The sequence below is a fragment of the Burkholderia pseudomultivorans genome, assembly GCF_001718415.1.
Classification (GTDB): Bacteria; Pseudomonadota; Gammaproteobacteria; order Burkholderiales; family Burkholderiaceae; genus Burkholderia; species Burkholderia pseudomultivorans_A.
In genome coordinates this window covers 1,651,117-1,675,949 of record NZ_CP013378.1, presented here as the reverse complement: position 1 = coordinate 1,675,949, position 24,833 = coordinate 1,651,117, and the positions used below count along the sequence as shown (strand labels likewise).

Sequence of the window (24,833 nt, the reverse complement as noted above, 5' to 3'; positions counted from 1 at the left end):
TTTGCGCGAAAAAGCGGGCTCAGGGCGACGGATTGTTGCAACAGCAGAACAATTACAGATCGCGCCCTGAATCCCGCCCAGCCGGTCTCACCCCTTCAGCCAGGCTTCGCGCGCCTTCAGCAGCGCGGCCGGCTTCGCGGCGGCCGTCAGCCGGTAGCGCGACACCTCCGGGCCGTCGAGCTTCAGCTTCGCGGTGCGCAGCTCGTCGCGACGGAATGCATGCGCCTCGACCTTGTCGCCCGGCCGGTAGCGCGCGAGCAGCGCGTCGAGGTTCGTGCCCGTCACGCGCAGCCCGTCGAGCGCGATCAGCGTATCGCCGGCCGACAGCCCCCCGCGATGCGCGGCGCCGCCTTCGTAGACGGCCGCGAGCGTGCAGTCCGCGCCGCCGCGCAGACGCGCGCCGATCGTCGGCTTCGCGGCCGCGCCGTTGGCCAGCTCGGGCGCGAGCGTCACGCCGAACGGCGCGAGCAGCTCGGCAAGCGGCAGGTCGCGCGTGCCGTGCACCGCATCGGCGAACAGCCTGCCGAGCGCGACGCCCGTCGCTTCCTCGATCAGCGCTTCGACTTCGTTTTCGTCGACGCCCGCCTGCTTGCCGCCGCGGTAGAAATCGCGGCCGTAGCGTTGCCACAGCAGCCGCATCACGTCGTCGAGCGACTTGCGGTGGCGCGTCTGCGCGCGAATCGCGAGATCGAATGCGAGCGCGACGAGCGAGCCCTTCGTGTAGTAGCTGACGATCGCGTTGGTCGCGTTCTCGTCCTGGCGGTAGTACTTGATCCACGCGTCGAACGAGCTTTCCGCGACGCTCTGCTTCAGGCGGCCCGTGCCGCGCAGCACGCCGCCGATCGTGCGGCCGAGCGCCGCGAAGTATTCGTCCTGCGACATCAGCCCGCTGCGCACGAGCATCAGGTCGTCGTAATACGACGTGAAGCCCTCGAACAGCCACAGCAGCGACGTGTAGTTTTCCTTCGTCAGGTCATACGGCACGAACGCCGCCGGCTTGATGCGCTTCACGTTCCACGTGTGGAAGTATTCGTGGCTGCACAGGCCGAGATACGTGCGATAGCCCTCGGACGTCTCGGGGCGGCCCTTCACCGGCAGATCGGTGCGATTGCAGATCAGCGCGGTCGAAGCGCGGTGCTCGAGGCCGCCGTAGCCGTCGCTGACAGCGAGCGTCATGAACACGTAGCGATCCATCGGCGCCTTCTTCGACTTCGGCTCGAACAGCGCGATCTGCGCCTCGCATACGCGCTTCAGGTCCGTGCGCAGCCGTTCCATGTCGAGCTGCGTCACGCGCCCGGCGATCACGATGTCGTGCGGTACGCCGTGGGCGTCGAACGTCGCGAGCGCGAACTCGCCGATCGTCACCGGGTGGTCGCTCAGCTCGTCGTAGTTCGACGCACGATACGCGCCGAACCCGTAGCGCTTCGTGCCGCGCGCCTCGGGCAGCGCGGTGGCCACGCGCCATGCGCGGAACGCCGCGCCCGGCGGCTTCGCGATTTCGACGTCGCACGGCGCATCCTCGCGGCCCGCGACGCTCAGGAACACGGCCGTGCCGTTGAAGAAGCCGCCCGATTCGTCGAGATACGCGGAACGTACCGACAGATCCCACGCATACACGTCGTAGCGCAGCGTCAGCGCGCCGTTCACGGGCGCGGCCTGCCACGTGTGCTTGTCGGTCTTCGCGATCCGCACCTTGCGGCCCGCTTCGTTGAACGCGGCGAGCGTGACGATGTTGCGCGCGAACTCGCGCACCAGATAGCTGCCCGGAATCCACACGGGCAGCGAGAAGCGCTGGCCGTCGGGATCGGGATCGGCAACCGTCACCGATACTTCGAACAGGTGCGCGGCAAGATCTTTCGGGACAATCGAATAGCGGATCGGCTGGGTCATCGTGGCAATCGGTCGAAAATCGGTCGGAATGCGACCTCGGAAACGAAGAGAGGCGCCGGCGGAAATCGCGGGCGCCCCTCGCTGGCCGGGCGCGCGGCCCGGCGTGTCGGTCGGTTACTTGCTCGACGCGAGCGCCTCGTTCAGCTGCTCGGCGGACACCGCGCCGGGCAGGCGGCGGCCGTCGGGCAGGAAGATCGTCGGCGTGCCGGTGACGTTCATGCCGCGGCCGAGCGCGAGGTTCTTGTCGAGCGCGGTGGTGTCGCAGTTGCCGGCACCGGACGGTGCGCGATGGTCGAGCATCCAGCCCTGCCACGTCTTCGCACGGTCGGTCGCACACCAGATCGCCTTCGACTTCGCGTTCGAATCGGGCGACAGCACCGGATACAGGAACGTGTAGACGGTGACGTTGTCGACCGACTGCAGCGTGGTTTCGAGACGCTTGCAGTACGGGCAGTTCGGATCGGAAAACACCGCGATCTTGCGCGCGCCGTTGCCCTTCACGACCTTGATCGCGTTCGCGAACGGCAGGCTCGCGAAATCGATCTTGTTGAGCTCCGACAGGCGTGCGTCGGTCAGGTTCTTGTGCGTCTTCGCGTCGACGAGATCGCCGAGCAGCACGTAGTCGCCTGCCGCATCGCTATAGATGATCTGCGAGCCGAGGTTCACTTCATACAGCCCCGCGACCGGCGATTTCGACACGCTCTTGATCGGTGCGTCGTTGCCGAGACGGGCTTGCAGCGTGGCTTTCAGCTTGTCGGTGGTCTGATCGGCCTGCGCGGTGCAGCCGAGCGTCGCCATCGTGACGGCCAGCGCCAGCGAGGCGATGCGGATCGTTTTTTTCATCGAGTTGTTCCTTCAGCTCTATCGGAATGCACGGCACAGTGTACGCCGTAACGGAACCGAGTCCGACCGGCGAGGCGGCCGAAGGTTCGCTCAACCGAGCGCCGCGGATACCAGCCAGCGTTTCACGAGCGGCTGTGCGCCGACGAACGCCATGCCCGCGTTGCGCACCGCCTTCGCGAGCGAGCCCGGCACCGCGAACAGACGCTGCAGCCCGTCGGTCGCGACCATCAGCGCGCGGATGTCCTCGCGGCGCGAGCGCTCGTAGCGGCGCAGCAGCACCGTATCGCCGAGGTTGCGGAAGCTTTCCTTGTTCGCGATCGCATCGGCGAGCGCCGCGACGTCGCGCAGCCCGAGGTTCATCCCCTGCCCCGCGAGCGGGTGGATCAGATGCGCGGCATCGCCGACCAGCGCGACGCGCGGCGCGATCAGCTTGTCGACCGTCTGCAGCGCGAGCGGGAAGCCGGCTGCCGGCGTCACGCATTCGAGCGCGCCGACCTGACCGTGCGACACGCGCTCGACTTCGGCCGCGAGCTGCGCCGGATCGAGCGCGAGCAGTTCGTCCGCATGCGCGGTGTGCGCGGACCAGACGAGCGACACGTGGCCGTCGGGCAGCGGCAGCAGCGCGACGATCTCGCCGTCGCGGAACCACTGATATGCGGTCTCGCGATGCGGCAGCGACGCCTTGAAGTTCGCGACCACGCCGGTTTGCCGGTAGTCGCGCCGCTCGACCCTGGCCCCCATTTGCGAACGGACCCACGAATGCGCGCCGTCCGCGCCGACGACCAGATCGGCTTCGAGCACCTGTCCCGACGACAACGTCAGCACGGCCGCATCGGCGCGCACGTCGAAACCCTGCGCGCGCGCGTCGAACCACGTGAGATTGGGCTGGAAACGCAGCGCGGCGTCGAGCGATGCCTCGATCAGCGACGATTCGGCGATCCACGCGAGCTGCGGCACCGACGCCTGGTACGCGGAGAAATGCAGCTCCGCGTGTGCATCGCCGTACACGCGCATGTCGTAGACGGGCGCGAGCCGGCCGTGGTCGAGCGCCTGCCAGACCCGCAGCCGCTCGAGCAGCGCCTGCGAGCTGGACGACAGCGCGTAGACGCGCGTGTCGAACGCGAGATCGGCGGGACGCGGCGTGGCCGGCTGCGCGAGCAACGCGGTCTTGTAGCCGGACTGGGTCAGCGCGAGCGCGGCCGTCTTGCCGACGAGCCCGCCGCCGACCACGGCGACGTCGAAGGTGTGGTGGGCAGTCATGGCGGGCATTATAGCCGCGGCGCCAAACCCTTACGCGGCCGGACTTTGCGGGAAATCAGCGGAATCGCGACGGCGCGCGGATCCGGGTGCGGCCGCTCGCCGCACGGAGCTCGTGGCCCGATCGGCGGCGCCCGTCTGCGCGCGCTGCCGCCCGCGCGAAGCGGCGCGCGCGCGCGCGTTCGGCCGGCGGCCGGAAACCGGCGCGTCGGCACGGTACAATAGCGTCTTTGCACACCGGCCCGTTGCGCTGCCCCAGCGCCGGCCGCCCTCTTTGTCCCGCGCCGCCGCGCCCTGCCCGGCCGCGCCGCTTCACCCGTCCGAAGGATTCCATGAGTCTCAAATGCGGCATCGTCGGCTTGCCCAACGTCGGCAAGTCCACCCTGTTCAATGCGCTGACCAAGGCCGGCATCGCCGCCGAGAACTATCCGTTCTGCACGATCGAGCCGAACGTCGGCATCGTCGAAGTGCCTGATACGCGCCTGAAGGCGCTCTCCGAGATCGTCAAGCCCGAGCGCATCGTGCCGGCGGTCGTCGAGTTCGTCGACATCGCGGGCCTCGTCGCAGGCGCGAGCAAGGGCGAGGGCCTCGGCAACCAGTTCCTCGCGAACATCCGCGAAACCGACGCGATCACGCACGTCGTGCGCTGCTTCGAGGACGACAACGTGATCCACGTCGCGGGCAAGGTCAGCCCGATCGACGACATCGAGGTGATCAACACCGAACTCGCGCTCGCCGACCTCGGCACCGTCGAGAAGGCGCTCACGCGCTACTCGAAGGCCGCGAAGTCGGGCAACGACAAGGAAGCGGTGAAGCTCGCCGCGGTGCTCGAGAAGGTGCGCGCGCACCTCGACCAGGGCAAGGCGGTGCGCGGTCTCGCGCTGTCGGACGACGAGCAGGCGCTGCTCAAGCCGTTCTGCCTGATCACCGCGAAGCCGGCGATGTACGTCGCGAACGTGAAGGACGACGGCTTCGAGAACAATCCGCACCTCGACGCGGTGCGCAAGTACGCGGAAAGCGAGAAATCGCCGGTGGTCGCGGTGTGCGCGGCGATCGAAGCGGAAATCGCCGATCTCGACGACGCGGACAAGGAAGCGTTCCTCGCCGACATGGGCATGGCGGAGCCGGGCCTCGACCGCGTGATTCGCGCGGGCTTCAAGCTGCTCGGGCTGCAGACCTACTTCACCGCGGGCGTGAAGGAAGTGCGCGCGTGGACGATCCATATCGGCGACACCGCGCCGCAGGCGGCCGGTGTGATCCACACCGACTTCGAGCGCGGCTTCATCCGGGCGCAGACGATCGCGTTCGACGATTTCATCGCGTACAAGGGTGAGCAAGGCGCGAAGGAAGCCGGCAAGATGCGCGCGGAAGGGAAGGAATATGTCGTGCACGACGGCGATGTGATGAACTTCCTGTTCAACGTGTGAGCGTCGTTGCGATGCTGGTGTGAGAAAGCCCGCTCGATGCGGGCTCAGATTGCTGACAAACCCTCGCCAAGTGCGGGGGTTTTGTTTTTTAATGGCGTGATGCTGAAGACGCCCATGCCCACGCAGCACGAACTCGAGATGGTGACGCTCGAGGAACTCGTGCCGAAGGACCACCTGCTGCGCCAGATCGACGCGGCGGTGGATTTCGAGTTCATCCGCGCGAAGGTGGCGCATCTGTATTGCGCGGATAACGGGCGGCCAGCGCTCGATCCCGTGGTGATGTTCAAGCTGCTGTTCATCGGCTACCTGTTTGGGGTGGGCAGCGAGCGGCAACTGATGCGTGAGGTCCAGGTCAACGTCGCCTATCGGTGGTTCGCGCGGTTCCGGCTGACCGACAAGGTGCCGGATGCGTCGACGTTCTCGCAGAATCGCCGCCGCCGCTTCCCGGACACGGTGGTGTATCAGGAGATCTTCGACGAGATCGTGCGGCAGGCAATGAAGCGCGGGTTGGTCGATGGTCGGGTGCTGTACACCGACAGCACGCACCTGAAGGCGAATGCGAACAAAGGCAAGTTTGATGTCGTGAAGCTGGAGCAGACGCCTGCGGCGTACACGGAGGCGCTGAATGCGGCGGTGGATGCGGACCGGGCCGCGCATGGCAAGAAGCCGCTGGATCGCGACGACGACGAGCCGCCGCCGAGCAAGGACACCAAGATCAGCCGAACCGATCCGGACAGCGGCTACATGGTTCGGGACGACAAGCCCAAAGGGTTCTTCTATCTGGACCACCGCACGGTGGATGCCCGGCACGCGATCATCACCGATACGCATGTGACGCCGGCCTCGGTGCACGACAGCCAGCCGTATCTGGATCGGCTGGATCGGCAGCGCGAGCGCTTCGAGTTCAAGGTCGATGCGGTGGGGCTGGATGCGGGCTACTTCACGCCGGCGGTGTGCCAGGGGCTGGAGGAGCGAGGGATTGCCGGGGTGATGGGCTATCGCACGCCGAACCACAAGCCGGGCATGTTCTACAAACGGCAGTTCAAGTACGACGCGTATCGCAACGAATACGTGTGCCCGCAGGGGTAGGCACTGCCTTACAGCACGACCAATCGAGTCGGCTACCGGGAATACAAATCCAACCCGCAGATCTGCCGGCGTTGCCCGGTACGCGCGCAGTGCACGAACAGTGCGAACGCGGTGAAGGTGGTGACGCGCCACGTGTGGGAGCGCGCCAAGGAGAAGGTGGACGCGCGGCGCTTGACCGAATGGGGCCAACGCATTTACGCGCGGCGCAAGGAGACGGTGGAGCGTAGCTTCGCCGATGCCAAGCAACTGCATGGGCACCGTTATGCGCGTATGCGTGGGCTACGCAAGGTGGCCGAGCAGTGCTTGCTGGCCGCGGCGGCGCAGAACATCAAGAAGATCGCGATGCTGGTGGCGCGGAAGCGGAAAAAGGGGCCAGCGGGTCCCGATTGGCGCTTCGTGCGCATGCTGCTGCGTCTGGTGAGCGGTTTGCGCTGCAGCTTCGACTACCCGCTCGCGGCGAGCTCGCAATCCTGATCCCAGAAAGACAAAACCCCACGCTTCCAAAAACGTGGGGTTCGTCAGCAATCTGAGCCCGCTCGATGCGGGCTTTTTCTTTTTTGGGCGTTGGCGTTGTCACCCTCCTCCGATGAGTTCCGGCCACAACGACGCATGTTCTCGCCGGAACATCCCGACGTGGCCGATGGCTCGTCCGCCGCAGCTTTGCGGACTGACGAAATGGATGCGGCTTCGGGCGCGCGGCAGCAATCGCAGCCAGTCCTCGATATTGGCTGGCGTCGCAAGCGGATCGTCGGTTGCGGCGACCACGGTCACGGGAGCCGAGAATTCGTTGTAGTAGTGGCGCGAGACCCCGACCCCGAACTCATTCGCGACGTATCTGGGACGGCGACACCACTGCGCCCACTGATGCCCGACTTGCGCGGGCAAATCGTCGCCCCGGCCGAGCGCCTTCGCCGGCACGTACCCGAGCAGCCGTGCTGCAACCAGCACGTAGACATTGGCCAGCAACGACGCGGCAAAACGCGTCGGCCAGCGGATATTGCCGACATATCCCGACGATGCGGAGATCGCGCTGAGCGAGCGAACCGCCGCGTGGTTCGGCATCAGGCCGGCCAGTTGCGCTCCGGCGCTATGGCCGATCAGATGCACATCGCGCGCGCCGGTCCGGCCGAGCAGCCAGTCGAGTGCGGCCGGCATGTCGAGTTGCCCCCAGTCCTGCTTGCGGGCGCGTGACTGACGAACATGACGCACGTCGAGAGACGCGCCGATACCCCGGTAATCGAATACGAACGTCGAATGACCGTTGTCGCGCAGCCAGTCGGCGAACGGGAAGTAGAAAGTCTGACGAAGTCCGGTTGCCGGACAGAGAAGCACCGGCGTACTCGCCCCGGTGGTGTCAGGGATCGCGGGGAAATAGGTGCCGGTCAACGGAAACCCGTCGCTGGTGCAAAATTCGATGCGCAGGCGGGAAGCCGGTCGCCCGCTCATCGCTTCAACGGCGCTTCACGCCCGAATAAACAGGCCCGCTCGGAAATGCCGAGGCGTAACAGCAGACACCCAGTCGATTCGCCCATCGATTCACCCCGATTGTCGAAGCGATCAATGTAGGGAGTTGTCGCCGCCGATGAAATCAGACGAGTTCGATTTTTCGGCCGAATATCGTTGCGATCGCGCTGGAAGCCCACCCCAAAAAGAAACCCGACCGGCACATGCCGATCGGGCCTCGATTCTTCCGGGCCTACCCCGCGCAGCGAACACCGGGCGCAACCGCGCCCGTCCCGCTCGCGCTCGTTACGTCGCCGACACGCGCCGCCCGTCGCTCGCCTGCGCATCGCGGCTGCGCTTGTTCAGCCACGAAGCGAGCAGCACGAGCAGCGCCAGCACGGCCGTCGCACCGACTTCCATCCGGTGCTCCTCGCTCACCAGCATCACGGTCAGCGTGCCGCAGATGAACAGAATCACCGCCCAGGTGAGCCACGGGAACATCCACATCCGCAGCGTCAGGTCCGCGCCGGTCGCTTCGAGCGTCCTGCGCATCCGCAGCTGCGAGATCGCGATCACGAGATACACGAGCAGCGCGATCGCACCCGACGTCGCGAGCAGGAAGCCGAACACCTGCTCCGGCATCAGGTAGTTCGCGATCACGGTCACGAAACCGAACGCGGTCGATGCGAGCACGGCCGCACGCGGCGTGCCGGTCGAATCGGTGCGGTGCAGGAACGCGGGCGCATCCTTGCGCTTGGACAGCGAGAACAGCATCCGCGACGCGGTGTACAGCGCCGAATTCAGGCAGCTCGCGACCGACACGAGCACGATCACGTCGATGATCGCCTTCGCGTTCGGCACGCCGATCAGTTCCATCGCGCGCTGATACGAGCCGTGCGCCGGCAGCAGCGGGTCGTTCCACGGCACGATCGCCGCCACGACGAGGATCGAGCCGAGGTAGAACAGCGTGATGCGCCAGATCACCGAATTCGTCGCGCGCACGATCTGGCGTTGCGGGTTGTCGGATTCGGCGGCCGCGATCGTCACGATCTCGGTGCCGAGGAACGAGAACATCGTGGTCAGCATCGCCGCGAGCACCGCGCCGGCGCCGTTCGGCATGAAGCCGTGATGCGCGAACAGGTTCGACACGCCCGACACGGCCGGCGCCGGCACGATGCCGACGATCGCCGCACCGCCGATGCACAGGAACACGACGATCGCGACGACCTTGATCAGCGCGAACCAGAATTCGAATTCGCCGTAGTTCTTGACCGAGAACAGGTTGGTGATGGTCAGCAGCAGCGTGATGCCGAGCGCGAACATCCAGGTCGCGATGCCGGGGAACCACGCGTTGAGGATGGTCGCGGCAGCCGTCGCCTCGATCGGGATCACGAGCACCCAGAACCACCAGTACAGCCAGCCGATCGAGAAGCCGGCCCAGTGACCGATTGCGCGGTCGGCATAGGTGGAAAACGAGCCGCTGTCCGGATGCGCGACGGCCATTTCGCCGAGCATGCGCATCACCAGCACGACCAGCACGCCCGCGATCGCATACGCGAGGATCGATGCCGGGCCGGCTTCCGCGATCGCGTGGCCGGAACCGACGAACAAGCCCGCGCCGATCACGCCCGCAATGGACATCATCGTCACGTGGCGCTGCTTCAGGCCGGTGCCAAGGCCTGTCTTGCTTTCCTTCATCTGTCTCTCTCCAAAAAACGGTTCCGGTACGACCGGGTGTCGCGTGAAGGCGGCGTGGGGAATTGTCGTTGTTGAGCCGGGTTCGGAGTCACGCGTGCGCAGCGCACGCGAATCCGCCGGGCCGCTCCGGGATGGCGCGCCGCGCAGTCTGCGAGGCTGCGGGTGCGATGCGGCGCATCGCGAGCGCCCATTCCGTCGGCTTTCGGTCAGCCGCCTTCGAAGCGATGCAGTGTAAGCATCAAACGGTTCTTCACTAAGAACCAATTGAATAATTTCGATGGAACCACTTGTTGCATCGATGCGAATCGATGCAACGCGTGATCCGGTTCGGCGGGCGCGCCGACAACGATCGACGCGTCAGCGCGCGTCGCCCGCTTCCCGCCATTTGGCCGGCACGATCGCCTCCCATTCCCGCCGAAGCAGGTTTCTCACCGCGTCAGGATCCGCAGCCGACAGGCGCACCAGCACGATCGGCCAGCCGACGTAGTGATCGGTCACGTAATACACGTCGGGTTCCGATTCGATCAGCCACGCGCGCTCGTCGGGGCCCACGCCCTTTACGACCAGCGTGTCGCCGTCCTCCCGCAGCCGCGCGAGCATCTTGCGCCTCACCTTCAGCGCGGGCGTGCCGTATGACGTGCCTTCCTCGACGCCCTGCCACGCAAGCGCGATTTGCCGAACATCGTCGAACGTCATGACACCTCCTCCGCGTTTCGTCGCCGGTTCACGATCCGGCAACCCTACCGGAAATCGTGCGGCGCGCCTATCCGCCCGCCGCGCGCGCCGCCGACGGCGTGCGTCCGGTCGTCGCGACGATCGCGCACGCGATCGCGTTCGCGGCGGCGCTGGCCAGGATCGGCACCAGATAGCCGCCGCCCGCGTCGTAGATGAAGCCGGCCGCGGCCGGCCCGATTAGCGTGCCGAACGCGACGCTCGTATAGAGCACGCCGATGATCGCGCTCACGTTGCGCCCGCCGAAGGCGTCCATCACGACCGCGGGCAGCACGGCAACCCAGCCGCCGTAGAACACGCCGAACACGAGCGCGAACGCGGCGAGCGTCGCGACGGTGCCGGCGCCCGCCCACGCGACGAGCGCGACGGCCATGCCGGCGAACATCGCGAGCAGCGACGCGCGGCGGCCGAAGCGGTCCGCAAGGCCGCCGAGGAAGAAGCGTCCGGCCGTGCTGCCGACGCCGATCGCGCCGAGCAGCAGCACGGCAGCGGCCGGCGCGACGCCATGATCGAGCGCGTACGGCACGAGATGCACGAACGGCACGAACACGCCGAACGAGCAGACGAGGCAGGCCGCGTAAAGGCTCGCGAACGGCCGCGACATGACGGCTTCGCGCACCGTTGCGCCCGCGGCCGGTGCGACCGCCGTACTGGGCGCCGGCACGTCGCCGGACGGCGCACGCGGGCCGCGATCGTGCGGCGACGGCCACGCGCCGGCGGCGGCTCGGTCAGCGACATCGCCATCCGGCAGCAGCCCGCGCCCGCGCGGGTCATTCTCGATCAGCAGCGACATCCCTGCGCCGAGCACGACCGCCAGCACGGCCAACATGAAATACGCACCGCGCCAGCCGAGCTGCGCGATCAGCGCGGACGCGAGCGGCGGCATCACGAGCGTGCCGACGCCGATCCCCGCGACCGCGAGCCCCGACGCGAAGCCGCGGCGCCGCACGAACCAGCGCTGCACGGCGCCGACGGCCGGCACGTATGCGCAGCCGACGCCGAAGCCGACTCCGAGCCCGTATGCCGCATAGACCTGCAGCAGCGTGTGCGCGGCGCCGGCGGCCGCGAGCCCGGCGGCAGTCAGCAACATGCCGGCGACCGCAAGCCGTCGCGAACCGAATCGATCGGCGAGCGGCCCGCTGACGATCCCGAAGCCGAAATACAGGAAGCCGGCGAGCGAGAACACCAGCGAGATCTGGCCGCGCGACGCCGCGAAATCGCGCTGCAGCGGCTCGACGAACGCGCTGAACGTATAGGCGCTGCCGAATCCGACGAAGGTCACGGCGAAGGCGGCCGCGACGACGTACCAGCCGTAGAAGAAGCGCGATGCGCGCGGACGGTTCATGACGATGCTCCTGTCGGCTTCCTCGACGCCGGGCGGCCTCCGGATTGCCTCGTGGATATAGTTGAACTATGTTGACTGCAACGATTGCATGCCGGCTGCCCGCGTTCATGCAGTCCATGGCAGCAACGTTACTCGCGCACGTACGTCGCCTCAAACGATATTTCGTCGATGGTTCGCTTTAGAAAAACTGAATGAACCGCTCCCGCCTGCCACCGCTCAACGCGCTCCGTGCGTTCGAAGCGGCCGCCCGCCACCTGTCGGTGAAATCCGCGGCCGAGGAACTGTCGGTCACGCCCGGCGCGGTGAGTCAGATGATCCGCACGCTCGAGACCCACCTCGGCGTGCAGCTGTTCGAACGCGTGAACCGCGGCATCCTGCTCACGGCGGCGGGCCGCGCTTACCTGCCGCCGGTGCGCAACGCGTTCCGGCAGATCGCCGACGCGTCGCAGCGCGTGTCCGGCGCGGCCGAGAGCGGCGTGCTGACGGTGAGCGTCACGCCGTTCTTCGCGTCCGCGTGGCTCGTGCCGCGCCTCGCGCAGTTCCGGCACGCATGCCCGGAGGTCGACCTGCAGATCGTTGCGAGCCACGCGCTCGCGGATTTCTCGCGCGACGGCGTCGATGTCGCGATCCGTCACGGCCTCGGGCGTTACGTCGGGCTCTGCAGCGAGCGCCTGCTGACGGTCGAGATCGTCGCGCTCGCAGCGCCCGCACTGGTCGCGCGGCTCGGCATGCCCGCGACGCCGGCCGACCTGGTCGGCTGGCCCCACTTGCACGATGCCGAACGCAAGGGCTGGCACATCTGGTTCGATGCGCAGCGGATCGACGATTTCGGCCCGCCGCGCGGCCCCGCGTTCGACGATGCGGGGCTGCTGATGCAGGCGATCGTCGCCGGCCAGGGCGCCGGACTGCTGCCTGCCGCGATGGTGCGCGACGAACTCGCGAGCGGCCGGCTCGTGCAGCTCGCCGACACCGCCTGGCTCGACGATTTTGCGTACTACCTCGTCTATCCGCCGCATCATGCGGAGCGTCCGAAGGTCGCCGCGTTCCGCCGCTGGATCCTCGACGCCGCGCAGGCGGACGGCGCGGCATCGATGGCCGGACCGAAAGCCGTCCGCTAACATGCGGACCAGGCCGCCTGACGGCCCGTCAACCATCACGACATGCAGCGAGAGACCATGCGAATCCTGCTCCGGCGCGCGATGCGCGGCGCGACCCTGTCCGTCGCGCTGTTCGTCGCGGGCGCCGCCCTGTCGCCGGCCGCGCACGCGTATCGCGCCTCGCCCGGCTATGGCAACGAAGCCGATCTCGACCGTCACGACACCTATCGCAATCGCGACGGCGACACCGTGCATGCGCCGGCCCGCTCCAGATCGGGCCGCGTGCCCGAAGGCGCGAGCGCGCGCTGCCGCGACGGCACATACAGCTTCAGCCGCCACCGGCGCGGAACCTGTTCGGGTCACGGCGGCGTCGCCGCGTGGCTGTAGCCCCGGCCGAACGGCCAATATGGCCGCAGCGGCCACGCTCGCCCGCCAGCGCCGCCCGGCGGCGAAGTACAATAGCCGCTCGCGCCGCCGACACGCGGCGACACCGCCGCGCCTCGCGCGGCACACTCCGGACCGAATCACCCGACGCCGCCGTGCCAGCGCGCTGCGCGGCGGTCTCAACTTCTGACTTTCACACCCAAATGGCCCAATACGTTTTCACGATGAACCGGGTCGGCAAGATCGTGCCGCCCAAGCGCCAGATCCTGAAGGACATCTCGCTGTCGTTCTTTCCCGGCGCGAAGATCGGCGTGCTCGGCCTGAACGGCTCGGGCAAGTCGACGCTGATCCGCATCATGGCGGGCGTCGACAAGGACATCGAAGGCGAAGCGACGCCGATGCCGAACCTGAACATCGGCTACCTGCCGCAGGAACCGCAGCTCGACCCGACCAAGACGGTGCGCGAGGCGGTCGAGGAAGGCCTCGGCGACCTGTTCCAGGCCAACAAGAAGCTCGAGGAAATCTACGCGGCCTACGCCGAGCCGGACGCCGACTTCGACGCGCTCGCGGCCGAGCAGGCGAAGTACGAGGCGATCCTCGCGTCGAGCGACGGCGGCAGCCCCGAGCAGCAGCTCGAAGTGGCCGCCGACGCGCTGCGCCTGCCGCCGTGGGACGCGAAGATCGAGCACCTGTCGGGCGGCGAGAAGCGCCGCGTCGCACTGTGCAAGCTGCTGCTCGAAAAACCCGACATGCTGCTGCTCGACGAGCCGACCAACCACCTCGACGCCGAATCGGTCGACTGGCTCGAGCAGTTCCTGGTGCGCTTCCCGGGCACCGTCGTCGCGGTCACGCACGATCGCTACTTCCTCGACAACGCAGCCGAGTGGATTCTCGAACTCGACCGCGGCCACGGCATTCCGTGGAAGGGCAACTACAGCAGCTGGCTCGACCAGAAGGAAGAGCGGCTGAAGCAGGAAGAAGCGTCGGAATCGGCGCGCCAGAAGGCAATCAAGAAGGAACTGGAGTGGGTGCGCCAGAACCCGAAGGGCCGCCAGGCGAAGTCGAAGGCGCGTATCGCGCGCTTCGAGGAGCTGAACAGCCAGGAATACCAGAAGCGCAACGAGACGCAGGAAATCTTCATTCCGGTCGGCGACCGCCTCGGCAATGAAGTGATCGAGTTCAAGAACGTCAGCAAGTCGTTCGGCGATCGCCTGCTGATCGACAACCTGAACTTCAAGATCCCGGCCGGCGCGATCGTCGGCATCATCGGCCCGAACGGCGCCGGCAAGTCGACGCTGTTCAAGATGCTGACGGGCAAGGAACAGCCGGACTCGGGCGAAGTCGTGCTGGGGCCGACCGTGAAGCTCGCGTACGTCGACCAGAGCCGCGACGCGCTCGACGGCTCGAAGACGGTGTTCGAGGAAATCTCGGGCGGCGCCGACGTGCTGACGGTCGGCAAGTACGAAACGCCGTCGCGCGCGTATATCGGCCGCTTCAACTTCAAGGGCGGCGACCAGCAGAAGATCGTCGGCAACCTGTCCGGCGGCGAACGCGGCCGCCTGCACCTCGCCAAGACGCTGATCTCGGGCGGCAACGTGCTGCTGCTCGACGAACCGTCGAACGACCTCGACGTCGAAACGCTGCGCGCGCTGGAAGACGCGCTGCTCGAATTCGCGGGCTCGGTGCTGGTGATCTCGCACGATCGCTGGTTCCTCGACCGGATCGCGACGCACATCCTCGCGTTCGAAGGCGATTCGCAGGTCACGTTCTTCGACGGCAACTACCAGGAGTACGAGGCCGACAAGCGTGCACGCCTGGGCGAGGAAGCCGCGAAGCCGAAGCGCCTGCGCTACAAGCCGATCAGCCGCTGACCGGCATGCGCCCGTACGGGCGCAACGATACGCAGGCCGGCGGCTCGCCGGCCTGACGACAAAAACCCCGCGTGTGTCGGTGACACCACGCGGGGTTTTCTTTTTGACGACCGGGCCGGACGCCCGCTCAGGCTAGCGCGCCCAGCTCGCGCAGGCGCGCCTCGGTCGACGCCGCGCTCGTATGGTGAATGCCGTGCCAGCCGAGCGCCGTCGCGGCCGCGGCGTTGTGCGCGTTGTCGTCGATGAACACGAGTTCGTGCGGCGCGACGCCCGGCAGGTGCGGATCGATCCGCGCATGCATCTCGCGGTAGATCGCCGGATCGGGCTTCACGAGCTTCACGCGGCCCGACACGACGATGTCCTTGAAGCGCCGCAGCACCGGGAAGTTCTCCCACGCATACGGAAACGTCTGCGCGGACCAGTTGGTCAGCCCGAACAGCGGCATGCGCTGCGCGTCGAGCCGCTCGACGAGCGCGACGCCCTCCGCCAGTTCGCCGCCGATCATCTCGTGCCAGCGCGCATAGAACGCGCGGATCAGCGCCTCGTGCCCGGGAAACTTCGCGACCAGCTCGTTCGTGCCGTCCTCGATGGTCTGCCCGCCGTCCTGGCGCACCACCCAGTCCATCGCGCAGACATGCGTGAGGAACCAGCGGCGCTCGGCCTCGTCGGGAATCAGCTGCCGGTACAGGTAGTCGGGGCTCCAGTCGATCAGCACGCCGCCGAAATCGAACACCACCGCCTTGATCGTCATGCGAACTCCGTCGCGAGCACATCGGCGAGCGGGCGCGGCGTCACCGCGTTGCCCGACAGCGAATTGTTTTCCCACACGTAGTGGTGATGCGCGACGATCTGCGCGGCCGACAGGTGCGGGCGCTCGTTCGTCGTATGCAGGTCGGACACGACGGTCGTGCGGTAGCCGAGCAGCGCCGCGCGGCGCGCGGCCGAATCGACGCAGAACTCGGTCGCGTAGCCGCAGATCAGCACCGAGCGGATGCCGTGGCCGTCGAGCTGCGCGGCGAGCGGCGTGTCGTGGAACGCATCGCTCACCCGCTTGCGCACGCGCCAGTCGCCTGCGTCGACGGTCAGCCCCGCGTGCAGTTCCCAGCCCGGCGTGCCGGGCACGATATCGTCGTCCGCGCCGCCGTCGTGCTGCACGAAGCACACGGGCGCCTGCGCGGCGCGCGCCGCCGCCGTCAGCCGGTTGATACCCGACACCACGTCGTCGAGCCGGTACGCGAGCCGCGCCCGCTGCACCAGCCCGCGCTGCATGTCGATCACGATCACTGCCGTATCCGCCATCGCCTGCCCTCGTTGTCCTTATCGTTCAGCCCCGGCCCGGCCGGAACCCGGGGCATGGCATCAGATCGGCTGCGTGCGCGCGTCGAGCCACGCCTTCGCAGCGCCGCTCACATGCCGGCCGACGCGCTCGCGCACCGTCGCGTGATACGCGTTCAGCCACGCGCGCTCTTCTTCATGCAGCATCTCGATCAGCACGCAGCGCGTGTCGATCGGGCACAGCGTCAGCGTCTCGAACGCGAGGAAGTCGCCGAACTCGGTCTGCCCGGCCGCGCGGTTCACGACCAGGTTCTCGATCCGGATGCCCCACTGGCCGGGCCGGTACACGCCCGGCTCGATCGACGTGATCATCCCCTCTTCCATCGCCGTGTACGGCTCGGCCGGCGCGTAGTGCGAGATCACCTGCGGCCCTTCGTGCACGTTCAGGAAATAGCCGACGCCATGGCCCGTGCCATGCCCGTAGTCGAGCCCGGCCGCCCACATCGGCGCCCGCGCGATCGCGTCGAGCATCGGCGAGCGGATGCCGCGCGGAAAGCGCGCGCGCGACAGCGCCATCATCGACTTCAGCACGATCGTGAAGTCGCGCCGCTGCAGGTCGCTGACGGTGCCGACCGGCACGACGCGCGTGATGTCGGTGGTGCCCGTCACGTACTGGCCGCCCGAGTCGATCAGCAGCAGGCCATCGCCGGCGATCGTCGCGTGCGACTCCGGCGTCGCGTGGTAATGCGGCATCGCGCCGTTCGCGTTGAAACCGGCGATCGTCGCGAAGCTCGGCGACACATAGCCGGGGCGACGCGCGCGCGCGGCCGAGAGCCGTTCGTCGATGGTCAGCTCGGTGATCGTCTCGCGGTTCACGGCCTGCTCGAACCACGCGAAGAATTCCGCGAGCGCGGCGCCGTCGTGCTCCATCGTCACGCGCACGTGCTCGATCTCGGCGGCCGTCTTGCGCGACTTCGCGAAGGTCGACGGATTCACGGCCTCGATCAGCTTCACGCCGGCCGGCACCGCCTCGAGCGTGCCGAACGTCACGCGGCGCGGATCGATCAGCAGCGTCGCGCCGGCGGGCAGCGCCGCGAGCGACGCACGCGCGGCGTCGTACGCGCGCACCTCGACGCCGTCCTGCGCGAGCGATGCGGCCAGCGCCGGCGACACCTTGCCGTCGGCGACGAACAGCGTCGCGCGATCGACGCCGATCATTGCGTGCGCAACGAAGACCGGGTTGAAGCTGACGTCGGCGCCGCGCAGATTGAACAGCCACGCGAGATCGTCGAGCGTCGACACGAAGTGCCACTGCGCGCCCTGCGCGTGCATCGCGCGGCGCACTTCGGCGAGCTTGCTCGCGCGCGTCGTGTCGGCCTGCGGCGCCGCATGCTCGAACACCGCGTCGCCGGGCAGCCCCGGCCGCTCGGGCCAGATCGCGTCGAGCAGGTCGAGGTCGGTGCGCAGCGCAATGCCGCGCGCGTTCAGCGCGGCCGTCAGCCCGCGCGCGGCCGCGACGCCGAGCACCGTGCCGTCGACGCCGACCGTCGCGCCCGCCGGCACGTTCTGCGCGAGCCAGTCGACGTGCGGCGCGCTCTGCTGGCCGCCCGTCATCTTCATCAGCTGCACGCCGGTGCCGGCCAGTTCGGCCTCGGCCTGCACCCAGTAGCGGCTGTCGACCCACAGCCCCGCGAAATCCGCGGTCACGACCAGCGTGCCGACCGAGCCCGTGAAGCCGGACAGCCAGCGACGCGCCTGCCAGCGCTCGGGCAGGTATTCGGACAGATGCGGATCGGCGGACGGCACGAGATAGGCGGCCAGGTCCTCGCGGACCATCGCGCCGCGCAGCAGCGCGAGACGGGCCGGCACGGACGAGACTTCGGGGAGACGGGCATTCATGATTTCACCTGAGGGCAATCAGCGACGGGCCGACAGTGCGACCGTCACGGCTACGGCAAGGAACGCGACGCCGGTGCAGACCGGCCATTCGAGCGTCTCGCCATCGTAAAACAGTCCCGAGAGATTGCCGGCCATGCGCGCGGCGGCGGCGCCCACGATGCCGACGAGCACCGCGATCCACCACGCGGGCCGGGCGGTGCGCCGCATCGGGTGCAGCCATCGGCCGAATAGCCCGACGGCTGTTCCCAGGACCATGATTCCAAACCAGTTCATTCGACGCCCTCTATAAATTCGGATTCGTCCAATAGGCGTGAACGTTGCCAGCGGCTAGCATCGATTCATCCATCGAACCCGACATCAGCCGGGCGCCGCGAACATTCGAGTTTAGGGGCCGACTCGACGTTATGGCAAGCGCGCACCGGCTGCCGTACAGAAGAAATGCACATGCGAATCGCTCTGATCGATCCGGAGGCACGTCACGCCGCACTCCTGAATCGGCTGCTCTTTGCAGGCGGCCATGTCTGCCACATGTTCCCGTCCAGCGCGGCGTTCTTCGCGTGGCTTGCCGACGGCACCTGCGACATGCTGATCACCGGCGGCTGGGCCGGCGACCACCCCGCCGAGGAAGTCATCCCGCGCGCGCAGGCGATCCTGCCCGGCTTGCCGGCGATCGCCGTGATGCAGGGGCCGCGCGAAAGCGAGATCGTGTCGTGCCTGCACGCGGGCGCCGACGACTGCATCGTGCGCCCGGTGAGCGGGCCCGAGCTGCTCGCGCGCGTCAACGCGCTGAGCCGGCGCGCGGGCGTGCGCCGGCCGCCGGACCGTTTGCGCGAAACCTATGAAGGATATGCGTTCGACGCGGCGCGCTGCCTCGTGCGCTTCGACAACGAGATCATCGCGCTCACGCCGAAGGAGTTCCGCTTCGCGCGGCTGCTGCTCGCGAACCTGTCGCGGCCCGTCTCGCGCGCCCACATCCTCGAGACCGTCTGGGGGCGCCACCGCGACATGAAGTCGCGCACGCTCGACACGCACGCGTCGCGGCTGCGCAGCAAGCTGCGGCTGCTGCCGGAGCGCGGCTACCGGCTTCTGCCCCTCTACGGCTATGGCTACCAGCTCGATCGCGTGCCGATCGAGCCCCCAAATTGCCGCCCCCGGATCGGGGATGCGCGTTACGCCGGGAGTGAGGAAATCGCCGAGACGCTATAATATGCGGCTAAACGATAGCCCTCGATATGCAACTCCTCACGATCGGAATCAACCACCACACTGCGCCAGTCGCCTTGCGCGAACGCGTGGCGTTTCCGCTCGAGCAGATCAAGCCGGCTCTCGTCACGTTCAAGAACGTGTTCCTCGGGCCGCAAGCGCCCAATACGCCGGAAGCGGCGATCCTGTCCACCTGCAACCGCACCGAACTGTACTGCGCGACCGACGATCGCGCGGCGCGCGACGCGTCGATCCGCTGGCTGTCCGAGTATCACCGGATTCCGGTCGACGAACTCGCGCCGCACGTGTACGCGCTGCCGCAGTCGGAGGCGGTCCGGCACGCGTTCCGCGTCGCGTCGGGCCTCGATTCGATGGTGCTCGGCGAAACGCAGATCCTCGGCCAGATGAAGGACGCCGTGCGCACCGCGACCGAAGCCGGCGCACTCGGCACCTATCTGAACCAGCTGTTCCAGCGCACCTTCGCGGTCGCGAAGGAAGTGCGCGGCACGACCGAGATCGGCACGCAGTCGGTGTCGATGGCCGCCGCCGCGGTCCGGCTCGCGCAGCGCATCTTCGAAAAGGTGTCGGATCAGCGCGTGCTGTTCATCGGTGCCGGCGAGATGATCGAGCTGTGCGCGACGCACTTCGCGGCGCAAGGCCCGCGCGAGCTCGTCGTCGCGAACCGCACGGCCGAACGCGGCCAGCGGCTCGCCGAGCGCTTCGGCGGCCGCGCGATGCCGCTGTCGGACCTGCCGGCCCGCATGCAGGAGTTCGACATCATCGTGTCGTGCACCGCGTCGACGCTGCCGATCATCGGCCTCGGCGCAGTCGAGCGCGCGGTGAAGGCGCGCCGCCACCGGCCGATCTTCATGGTCGATCTGGCGGTGCCGCGCGACATCGAGCCTGAAGTCGGCAAGCTGAAGGACGTGTTCCTGTACACCGTCGACGATCTCGGCGCGATCGTGCGCGAAGGCAACGCGTCGCGGCAGGCCGCGGTCGCGCAGGCCGAGGCGATCATCGAGACGCGCGTGCAGAATTTCATGCAATGGCTCGACACGCGCAGCGTCGTGCCGGTGATCCGTCACATGCACACGCAGGCCGACGCGCTGCGTCGCGCCGAAGTCGAGAAGGCACAGAAACTGCTCGCCCGTGGCGACGACCCGGCCGCCGTGCTCGAGGCGTTGTCGCAGGCGCTGACCAACAAGCTGATCCACGGCCCGACGAGCGCGCTCAACCGCGTGAGCGGCGCCGACCGCGATTCGCTGATCGACCTGATGCGCGGCTTCTACCAGCACGCGCCGCGCTCGAACGACCAGTCCGGCCACTAGCGCCGACCGGCCGTCCCGCCGCCGGCCGCGAGCCGGCCTATCCTTTCCGAATACCCTTGCCCGGGAGCGCCGCTCCACACCATGAAGACGAGCATGCAACGCAAGCTCGACCAGCTTTCCACCCGGCTGGCCGAACTGAACGACCTGCTGAGCCGCGAAAACGTCACGGCCGACCTCGACCAGTACCGCAAGCTGACGCGCGAACACGCGGAACTCGGCCCGGTCGTCGAGCAGTACGCGCTGTGGCGCCAGTCGCGCAGCGACGAGACGGCCGCGCAGGAGCTGCTCGGCGATCCGTCGATGCGCGATTTCGCCGAAGACGAAATCCGCAGCGCGCGCGAACGGATGGTGCGTCTCGAAGTCGAGTTGCAGAAGATGCTGCTGCCGAAGGATCCGAACGACGACCGCAACATCTTCCTCGAAATCCGTGCGGGCACCGGCGGCGACGAATCGGCGCTGTTCGCGGGCGACCTGCTGCGCATGTACCTGCGCTTCGCGGAACGCCAGCGCTGGCAGGTCGAGATGATGTCGGAAAGCGCGTCGGATCTCGGCGGCTACAAGGAAGTGATCGTACGGATCGCCGGCCAGGGCGCGTATTCGCGGCTGAAGTTCGAGTCGGGCGGCCATCGCGTGCAGCGCGTGCCGGCCACCGAGACGCAGGGACGCATCCATACGTCCGCATGCACGGTCGCGGTGATGCCGGAAGCCGACGAGATCGGCGAGGTCGAGATCAATCCGGCCGACCTGCGGATCGACACGTTCCGCGCGTCCGGCGCCGGCGGCCAGCACATCAACAAGACCGATTCGGCGGTGCGCGTCACGCACATCCCGACCGGGATCGTCGTCGAATGCCAGGACGACCGTTCGCAGCACAAGAACAAGGATCGCGCGCTGAAGGTGCTGGCCGCGCGCATCAAGGACAAGCAGTATCACGAACAACACGCGAAGGAAGCCGCGACGCGCAAGAGCCTGATCGGCTCGGGCGACCGCTCCGAGCGGATCCGCACCTACAACTTCCCGCAGGGCCGGATGACCGATCACCGGATCAACCTCACGCTGTACCGGCTCGAGGCGATCATGGACGGTGATCTCGACGAACTGATCGGCGCGCTCGTCAGCGAGCATCAGGCCGAACTGCTCGCGTCGCTCGGCGACGCGGACTGAGGCCCGTCATGGCCGAGCTCACCGCCGACGCCCTGCTGCGCGCCTCCGCGCTCGACCCGGTCGATGCGCGCGTGCTGCTCGCGCATGCGCTCGGCTGGACCCGCACGCAGCTGATCACGCGCGGCGACCAGCCGCTCGACGCGGCCGCGGTCGAACGCTACCGCGCGCTCGAAGCGCGCCGCGTGGCCGGCGAGCCGGTCGCGCAGTTGGTCGGGGTGCGCGAATTCTTCGGGCGGCCGTTCGACGTGACACCCGACGTGCTGATCCCGCGCCCCGAAACCGAACTGCTGGTCGAAGCCGCGCTCGACGCGATCGACGGCTTGCCGCATCCGGCCGTGCTCGATCTCGGCACGGGCAGCGGCGCAATCGCCGTGTCGATCGCGGCCGAGCGGCCCGACGCGCGCGTCTGGGCGCTCGACCGCTCGCCGGCCGCGCTCGCGGTCGCGCAGCGCAACGCCGGCAAGCTGCTCGACGCGGACCGTCCCGGCGGCCCGCTGCACTGGCTGGAAAGCGACTGGTACACGGCGCTCGACCCGGCGCTCGCGTTCGACGCGATCGTCAGCAACCCGCCGTACATTGCCCGGCACGATCCGCACCTGTCGCAGGGCGACCTGCGCTTCGAGCCGCGCGGCGCGCTCACCGACGATGCCGACGGCCTCGACGCGATCCGCACGATCGTCGCCGGCGCCCGCGCGCACCTGAAGCCGGGCGGCACGCTGTGGATCGAGCACGGCTACGACCAGGCCGAGGCCGTGCGCACGCTGCTCGCATCGCACGGCTTCGTCGCGGTCGAATCGCTGGCCGACCTGGCCGCGATCGAGCGCACCACCGGCGGGCGCCTGCCGGGCTGAGGCCCGGCTCCGCCGGTTGAAATCCGCTATCATTTCGATCTAACGCCCCGCAAACGCAAGGTCAGTCATGGACACCCAACAACGTATCAAGCAAATCGTCGACGAAAACCCGGTCGTGCTCTTCATGAAGGGCAACGCGCAATTTCCGATGTGCGGCTTCTCCGGCCGCGCGGTGCAGGTGCTGAAGGCCTGCGGCGTCGAGCAGTTCAAGACGGTCAACGTGCTCGAGGACGACGAGATCCGCCAGGGGATCAAGACCTTCTCGAACTGGCCGACCATCCCGCAGCTCTACGTGAAGGGCGAATTCATCGGCGGCTCGGACATCATGATGGAGATGTACCAGTCGGGCGAACTGCAGCAGTTGTTCGCCGCCGCGTAACACGCGGCTGCCCGCTTCCCTGCCGATGGCACCTCCCAGCGCGCCGCCGCGCCGGCTGATCGTCGCGATCACCGGCGCCACCGGCGCGATCTACGGCGTGCGGCTGCTCGAGCTGCTGCGCGCCGCCGGCGGCGTCGAGACGCACCTGCTGATCTCGAACGCCGGCTGGCTCAACATCCAGCATGAACTGAAGCTGTCGAAGGCCGACGTCGAAGGTCGCGCGGATGTCGTGCATTCGGTGCGCGACGTCGGCGCGACGATCGCGTCCGGCTCGTTCGCGACCGACGGAATGGTGATCGCGCCCTGCTCGATGAAGACGCTCGCGAGCGTCGCGCACGGGCTGTCGGACAACCTGATCACGCGCGCGGCCGACGTCACGCTGAAGGAACGCCGCCGTCTGGTGCTGATGGTGCGCGAAACGCCGTTCAACCTCGCGCATCTGCGCAATATGACGGCCGTCACCGAAATGGGCGGCATCGTGTTTCCGCCGCTGCCGGCGTTCTACGCGATGCCGAAGACGATCGAGGAACTCGTCGACCAGACCGTTACGCGCGTGCTCGACCTCTTCGCGCTCAGCGCACCGCTGACGACGCCGTGGGCCGGCATCCGGCACGCGCAGTAGCGTCCCCGAGACGGCGCCATGGCGCCGTTCTTCGCGCATCTCCCGTCATTTCCACCGGTTTCCCGCCAATTTCCCGCTAGCGAGCGCTGCCGCGTCGCGCCTGGCGAGCCGTCGCCGCCATTATCAACAAACAGGCGTCAATAAAATTCCGCGCCGCCCGTTTATCAATTGCCGGTGCGCGCTTATAGTCGTCGGCAACTCCTTTCGCAGGCCACCATCATGAACCGCTTGCCTTCGCTCTACCTGTCCCACGGCGCGCCGACGCTGCCGATCGATCCGGCGATGCCGTCCGGCGCCTTTACGCACCTCGGCGCCGAACTGCCGCGCCCGCGCGCGGTGCTGATGCTGTCCGCGCACTGGGGCACGCAGCAACCGGTCGCGAGCATCGCCGCGCAGCCGGAAACGATCCACGACTTCTACGGCTTTCCGCGCGCGCTGTACGAGCTCCGCTACCCGGCGCCGGGCGCGCCGGACGTCGCCGAACGCGCGGCCGCGCTGTTGAACGCGGCCGGCATCGCGACCGCGACGCACGAGCACGGCCTCGATCACGGCGCATGGGTGCCGATGCTGCTGATGTTTCCGGAAGCCGACGTGCCGGTCGCCCAATTGTCGATCCAGCCGCGTGCGGACGCGGCCCATCACTTCGCGCTCGGCCGCGCGCTGCGTCCGCTGCGCGACGAAGGCGTGATGGTGATCGGCTCGGGCCAGATCACGCACAACCTGCGCGCCGCCGATTTCGGCGCCGCGCCCGAGGATGCGGATCCGCGCGTCGCGGAATTCACCGACTGGTTCGAGGCGAAGCTCGCCGCGCGCGACGTCGACGCGCTGCTCGACTACCGCCGCCAGGCGCCGCACGCGGTGCTGATGCACCCGACCGACGAGCATCTGCTGCCGGTGTTCGCGGCGCTCGGCGCGGCCGACGACGACTACCGGCTCGGCATCCAGTCGCTCGGCACCTACCAGCGCGTGCTCGCGATGACGAACTACGTGTTCGCGAGCGCAGCCGCCTGACGCCGCAGCCGGCGGACAATCGGCA

The 24,833-nt window shown here is 67.9% G+C and carries 22 protein-coding genes and 1 pseudogene; 12 read left to right on the top strand and 11 right to left on the bottom strand.

Features of this window, described 5'->3' with window-relative positions; all coding sequences use genetic code 11:
• Positions 1-87: 87 nt before the first annotated feature.
• The 3 genes from WS57_RS20105 to WS57_RS20095 form a co-directional block, all read right to left on the bottom strand.
• Positions 88-1,890: a M61 family metallopeptidase gene (locus WS57_RS20105; RefSeq protein ID WP_069244761.1), complete on the bottom strand. Its 1,803-nt coding sequence runs from the start codon at positions 1,888-1,890 to the stop codon at positions 88-90.
• A gap of 114 nt (positions 1,891-2,004) precedes the next feature.
• The gene (locus tag WS57_RS20100) at positions 2,005-2,733 is read right to left on the bottom strand and encodes a DsbC family protein (RefSeq protein WP_060239880.1); all 729 of its coding nucleotides are present in this window, start codon (positions 2,731-2,733) and stop codon (positions 2,005-2,007) included.
• 90 nt (positions 2,734-2,823) lie between these two features.
• Positions 2,824-4,002: a UbiH/UbiF family hydroxylase gene (locus WS57_RS20095; RefSeq protein ID WP_069244760.1), complete on the bottom strand. Its 1,179-nt coding sequence runs from the start codon at positions 4,000-4,002 to the stop codon at positions 2,824-2,826.
• A 320-nt stretch (positions 4,003-4,322) separates the two neighbouring features.
• On the opposite strand from WS57_RS20095, the gene ychF reads away from it, so the two are divergent.
• Together ychF and WS57_RS20085 are read left to right on the top strand one after the other, a co-directional pair.
• The gene (gene ychF, locus WS57_RS20090) at positions 4,323-5,417 is read left to right on the top strand and encodes a redox-regulated ATPase YchF (protein WP_069244759.1); all 1,095 of its coding nucleotides are present in this window, start codon (positions 4,323-4,325) and stop codon (positions 5,415-5,417) included.
• Between the two features lie 99 nt (positions 5,418-5,516).
• Positions 5,517-6,980, top strand: a pseudogene (locus WS57_RS20085) (IS1182 family transposase).
• 99 nt (positions 6,981-7,079) lie between these two features.
• Here WS57_RS20085 and WS57_RS20080 read toward each other — a convergent pair.
• The 4 genes from WS57_RS20080 to WS57_RS20065 form a co-directional block, all read right to left on the bottom strand.
• On the bottom strand, positions 7,080-7,892 hold the full coding sequence (locus WS57_RS20080) for an alpha/beta fold hydrolase (protein WP_236871950.1): 813 nt from the start codon (positions 7,890-7,892) through the stop codon (positions 7,080-7,082).
• A gap of 363 nt (positions 7,893-8,255) precedes the next feature.
• On the bottom strand, positions 8,256-9,647 hold the full coding sequence (gene gabP, locus WS57_RS20075) for a GABA permease (RefSeq protein ID WP_069244757.1): 1,392 nt from the start codon (positions 9,645-9,647) through the stop codon (positions 8,256-8,258).
• A gap of 357 nt (positions 9,648-10,004) precedes the next feature.
• Positions 10,005-10,343, bottom strand: coding sequence for an MmcQ/YjbR family DNA-binding protein (locus WS57_RS20070; protein ID WP_009692365.1), 339 nt, complete (start codon positions 10,341-10,343; stop codon positions 10,005-10,007).
• Between the two features lie 67 nt (positions 10,344-10,410).
• Entirely contained in the window at positions 10,411-11,724 is a 1,314-nt protein-coding gene (locus WS57_RS20065) for an MFS transporter (protein ID WP_069244756.1), read from the bottom strand.
• Between the two features lie 191 nt (positions 11,725-11,915).
• Here WS57_RS20065 and gcvA point away from each other — a divergent pair, with 191 nt between their 5' ends.
• From gcvA to ettA, 3 genes are all read left to right on the top strand, one after another.
• On the top strand, positions 11,916-12,842 hold the full coding sequence (gene gcvA / locus WS57_RS20060; protein ID WP_069244755.1) for a transcriptional regulator GcvA: 927 nt from the start codon (positions 11,916-11,918) through the stop codon (positions 12,840-12,842).
• Between the two features lie 57 nt (positions 12,843-12,899).
• A complete protein-coding gene (locus WS57_RS20055) occupies positions 12,900-13,208 on the top strand; it encodes a DUF3761 domain-containing protein (protein WP_009692751.1) in 309 nt (102 codons plus the stop codon).
• A gap of 200 nt (positions 13,209-13,408) precedes the next feature.
• Entirely contained in the window at positions 13,409-15,076 is a 1,668-nt protein-coding gene (gene ettA / locus WS57_RS20050) for an energy-dependent translational throttle protein EttA (protein WP_009692752.1), read from the top strand.
• Positions 15,077-15,203: 127 nt separating this feature from the next.
• Here ettA and WS57_RS20045 read toward each other — a convergent pair whose 3' ends face one another.
• Genes WS57_RS20045 through WS57_RS20030 form a run of 4 tightly spaced genes read right to left on the bottom strand, consistent with a single transcriptional unit; the run spans position 15,204 to position 18,523 of the window.
• Entirely contained in the window at positions 15,204-15,827 is a 624-nt protein-coding gene (locus WS57_RS20045) for an HAD family hydrolase (RefSeq protein ID WP_059603886.1), read from the bottom strand.
• On the bottom strand, positions 15,824-16,375 hold the full coding sequence (locus WS57_RS20040) for a cysteine hydrolase family protein (RefSeq protein ID WP_059514664.1): 552 nt from the start codon (positions 16,373-16,375) through the stop codon (positions 15,824-15,826). The genes WS57_RS20045 and WS57_RS20040 overlap by 4 nt, the downstream gene beginning before the upstream one ends.
• Before the next feature lie 60 nt (positions 16,376-16,435).
• On the bottom strand, positions 16,436-18,250 hold the full coding sequence (locus WS57_RS20035) for an aminopeptidase P family protein (RefSeq protein ID WP_059514663.1): 1,815 nt from the start codon (positions 18,248-18,250) through the stop codon (positions 16,436-16,438).
• A gap of 18 nt (positions 18,251-18,268) precedes the next feature.
• Positions 18,269-18,523, bottom strand: a complete 255-nt coding sequence (locus tag WS57_RS20030; protein ID WP_040126553.1) for a hypothetical protein — start codon at positions 18,521-18,523, stop codon at positions 18,269-18,271.
• Between the two features lie 171 nt (positions 18,524-18,694).
• Here WS57_RS20030 and WS57_RS20025 point away from each other — a divergent pair, with 171 nt between their 5' ends.
• From WS57_RS20025 to WS57_RS19995, 7 genes are all read left to right on the top strand, one after another.
• Positions 18,695-19,456, top strand: coding sequence for a response regulator transcription factor (locus WS57_RS20025; RefSeq protein WP_040128703.1), 762 nt, complete (start codon positions 18,695-18,697; stop codon positions 19,454-19,456).
• 26 nt (positions 19,457-19,482) lie between these two features.
• Positions 19,483-20,781: a glutamyl-tRNA reductase gene (gene hemA / locus WS57_RS20020; protein WP_009689210.1), complete on the top strand. Its 1,299-nt coding sequence runs from the start codon at positions 19,483-19,485 to the stop codon at positions 20,779-20,781.
• An 81-nt stretch (positions 20,782-20,862) separates the two neighbouring features.
• Entirely contained in the window at positions 20,863-21,945 is a 1,083-nt protein-coding gene (prfA, locus tag WS57_RS20015; protein WP_009689211.1) for a peptide chain release factor 1, read from the top strand.
• Between the two features lie 8 nt (positions 21,946-21,953).
• Positions 21,954-22,796: a peptide chain release factor N(5)-glutamine methyltransferase gene (prmC, locus tag WS57_RS20010; RefSeq protein ID WP_069244754.1), complete on the top strand. Its 843-nt coding sequence runs from the start codon at positions 21,954-21,956 to the stop codon at positions 22,794-22,796.
• Between the two features lie 67 nt (positions 22,797-22,863).
• Positions 22,864-23,175 (top strand): Grx4 family monothiol glutaredoxin, encoded by a 312-nt coding sequence (gene grxD, locus WS57_RS20005; protein ID WP_069244753.1) that lies wholly within the window; start codon positions 22,864-22,866, stop codon positions 23,173-23,175.
• A 25-nt stretch (positions 23,176-23,200) separates the two neighbouring features.
• Positions 23,201-23,797: a UbiX family flavin prenyltransferase gene (locus WS57_RS20000; protein WP_009689053.1), complete on the top strand. Its 597-nt coding sequence runs from the start codon at positions 23,201-23,203 to the stop codon at positions 23,795-23,797.
• 219 nt (positions 23,798-24,016) lie between these two features.
• Positions 24,017-24,808 carry a DODA-type extradiol aromatic ring-opening family dioxygenase gene (locus WS57_RS19995; RefSeq protein ID WP_009689054.1) on the top strand — a complete coding sequence of 264 codons (792 nt, stop codon included), beginning with the start codon at positions 24,017-24,019 and terminating at the stop codon, positions 24,806-24,808.
• Positions 24,809-24,833: the final 25 nt, after the last annotated feature.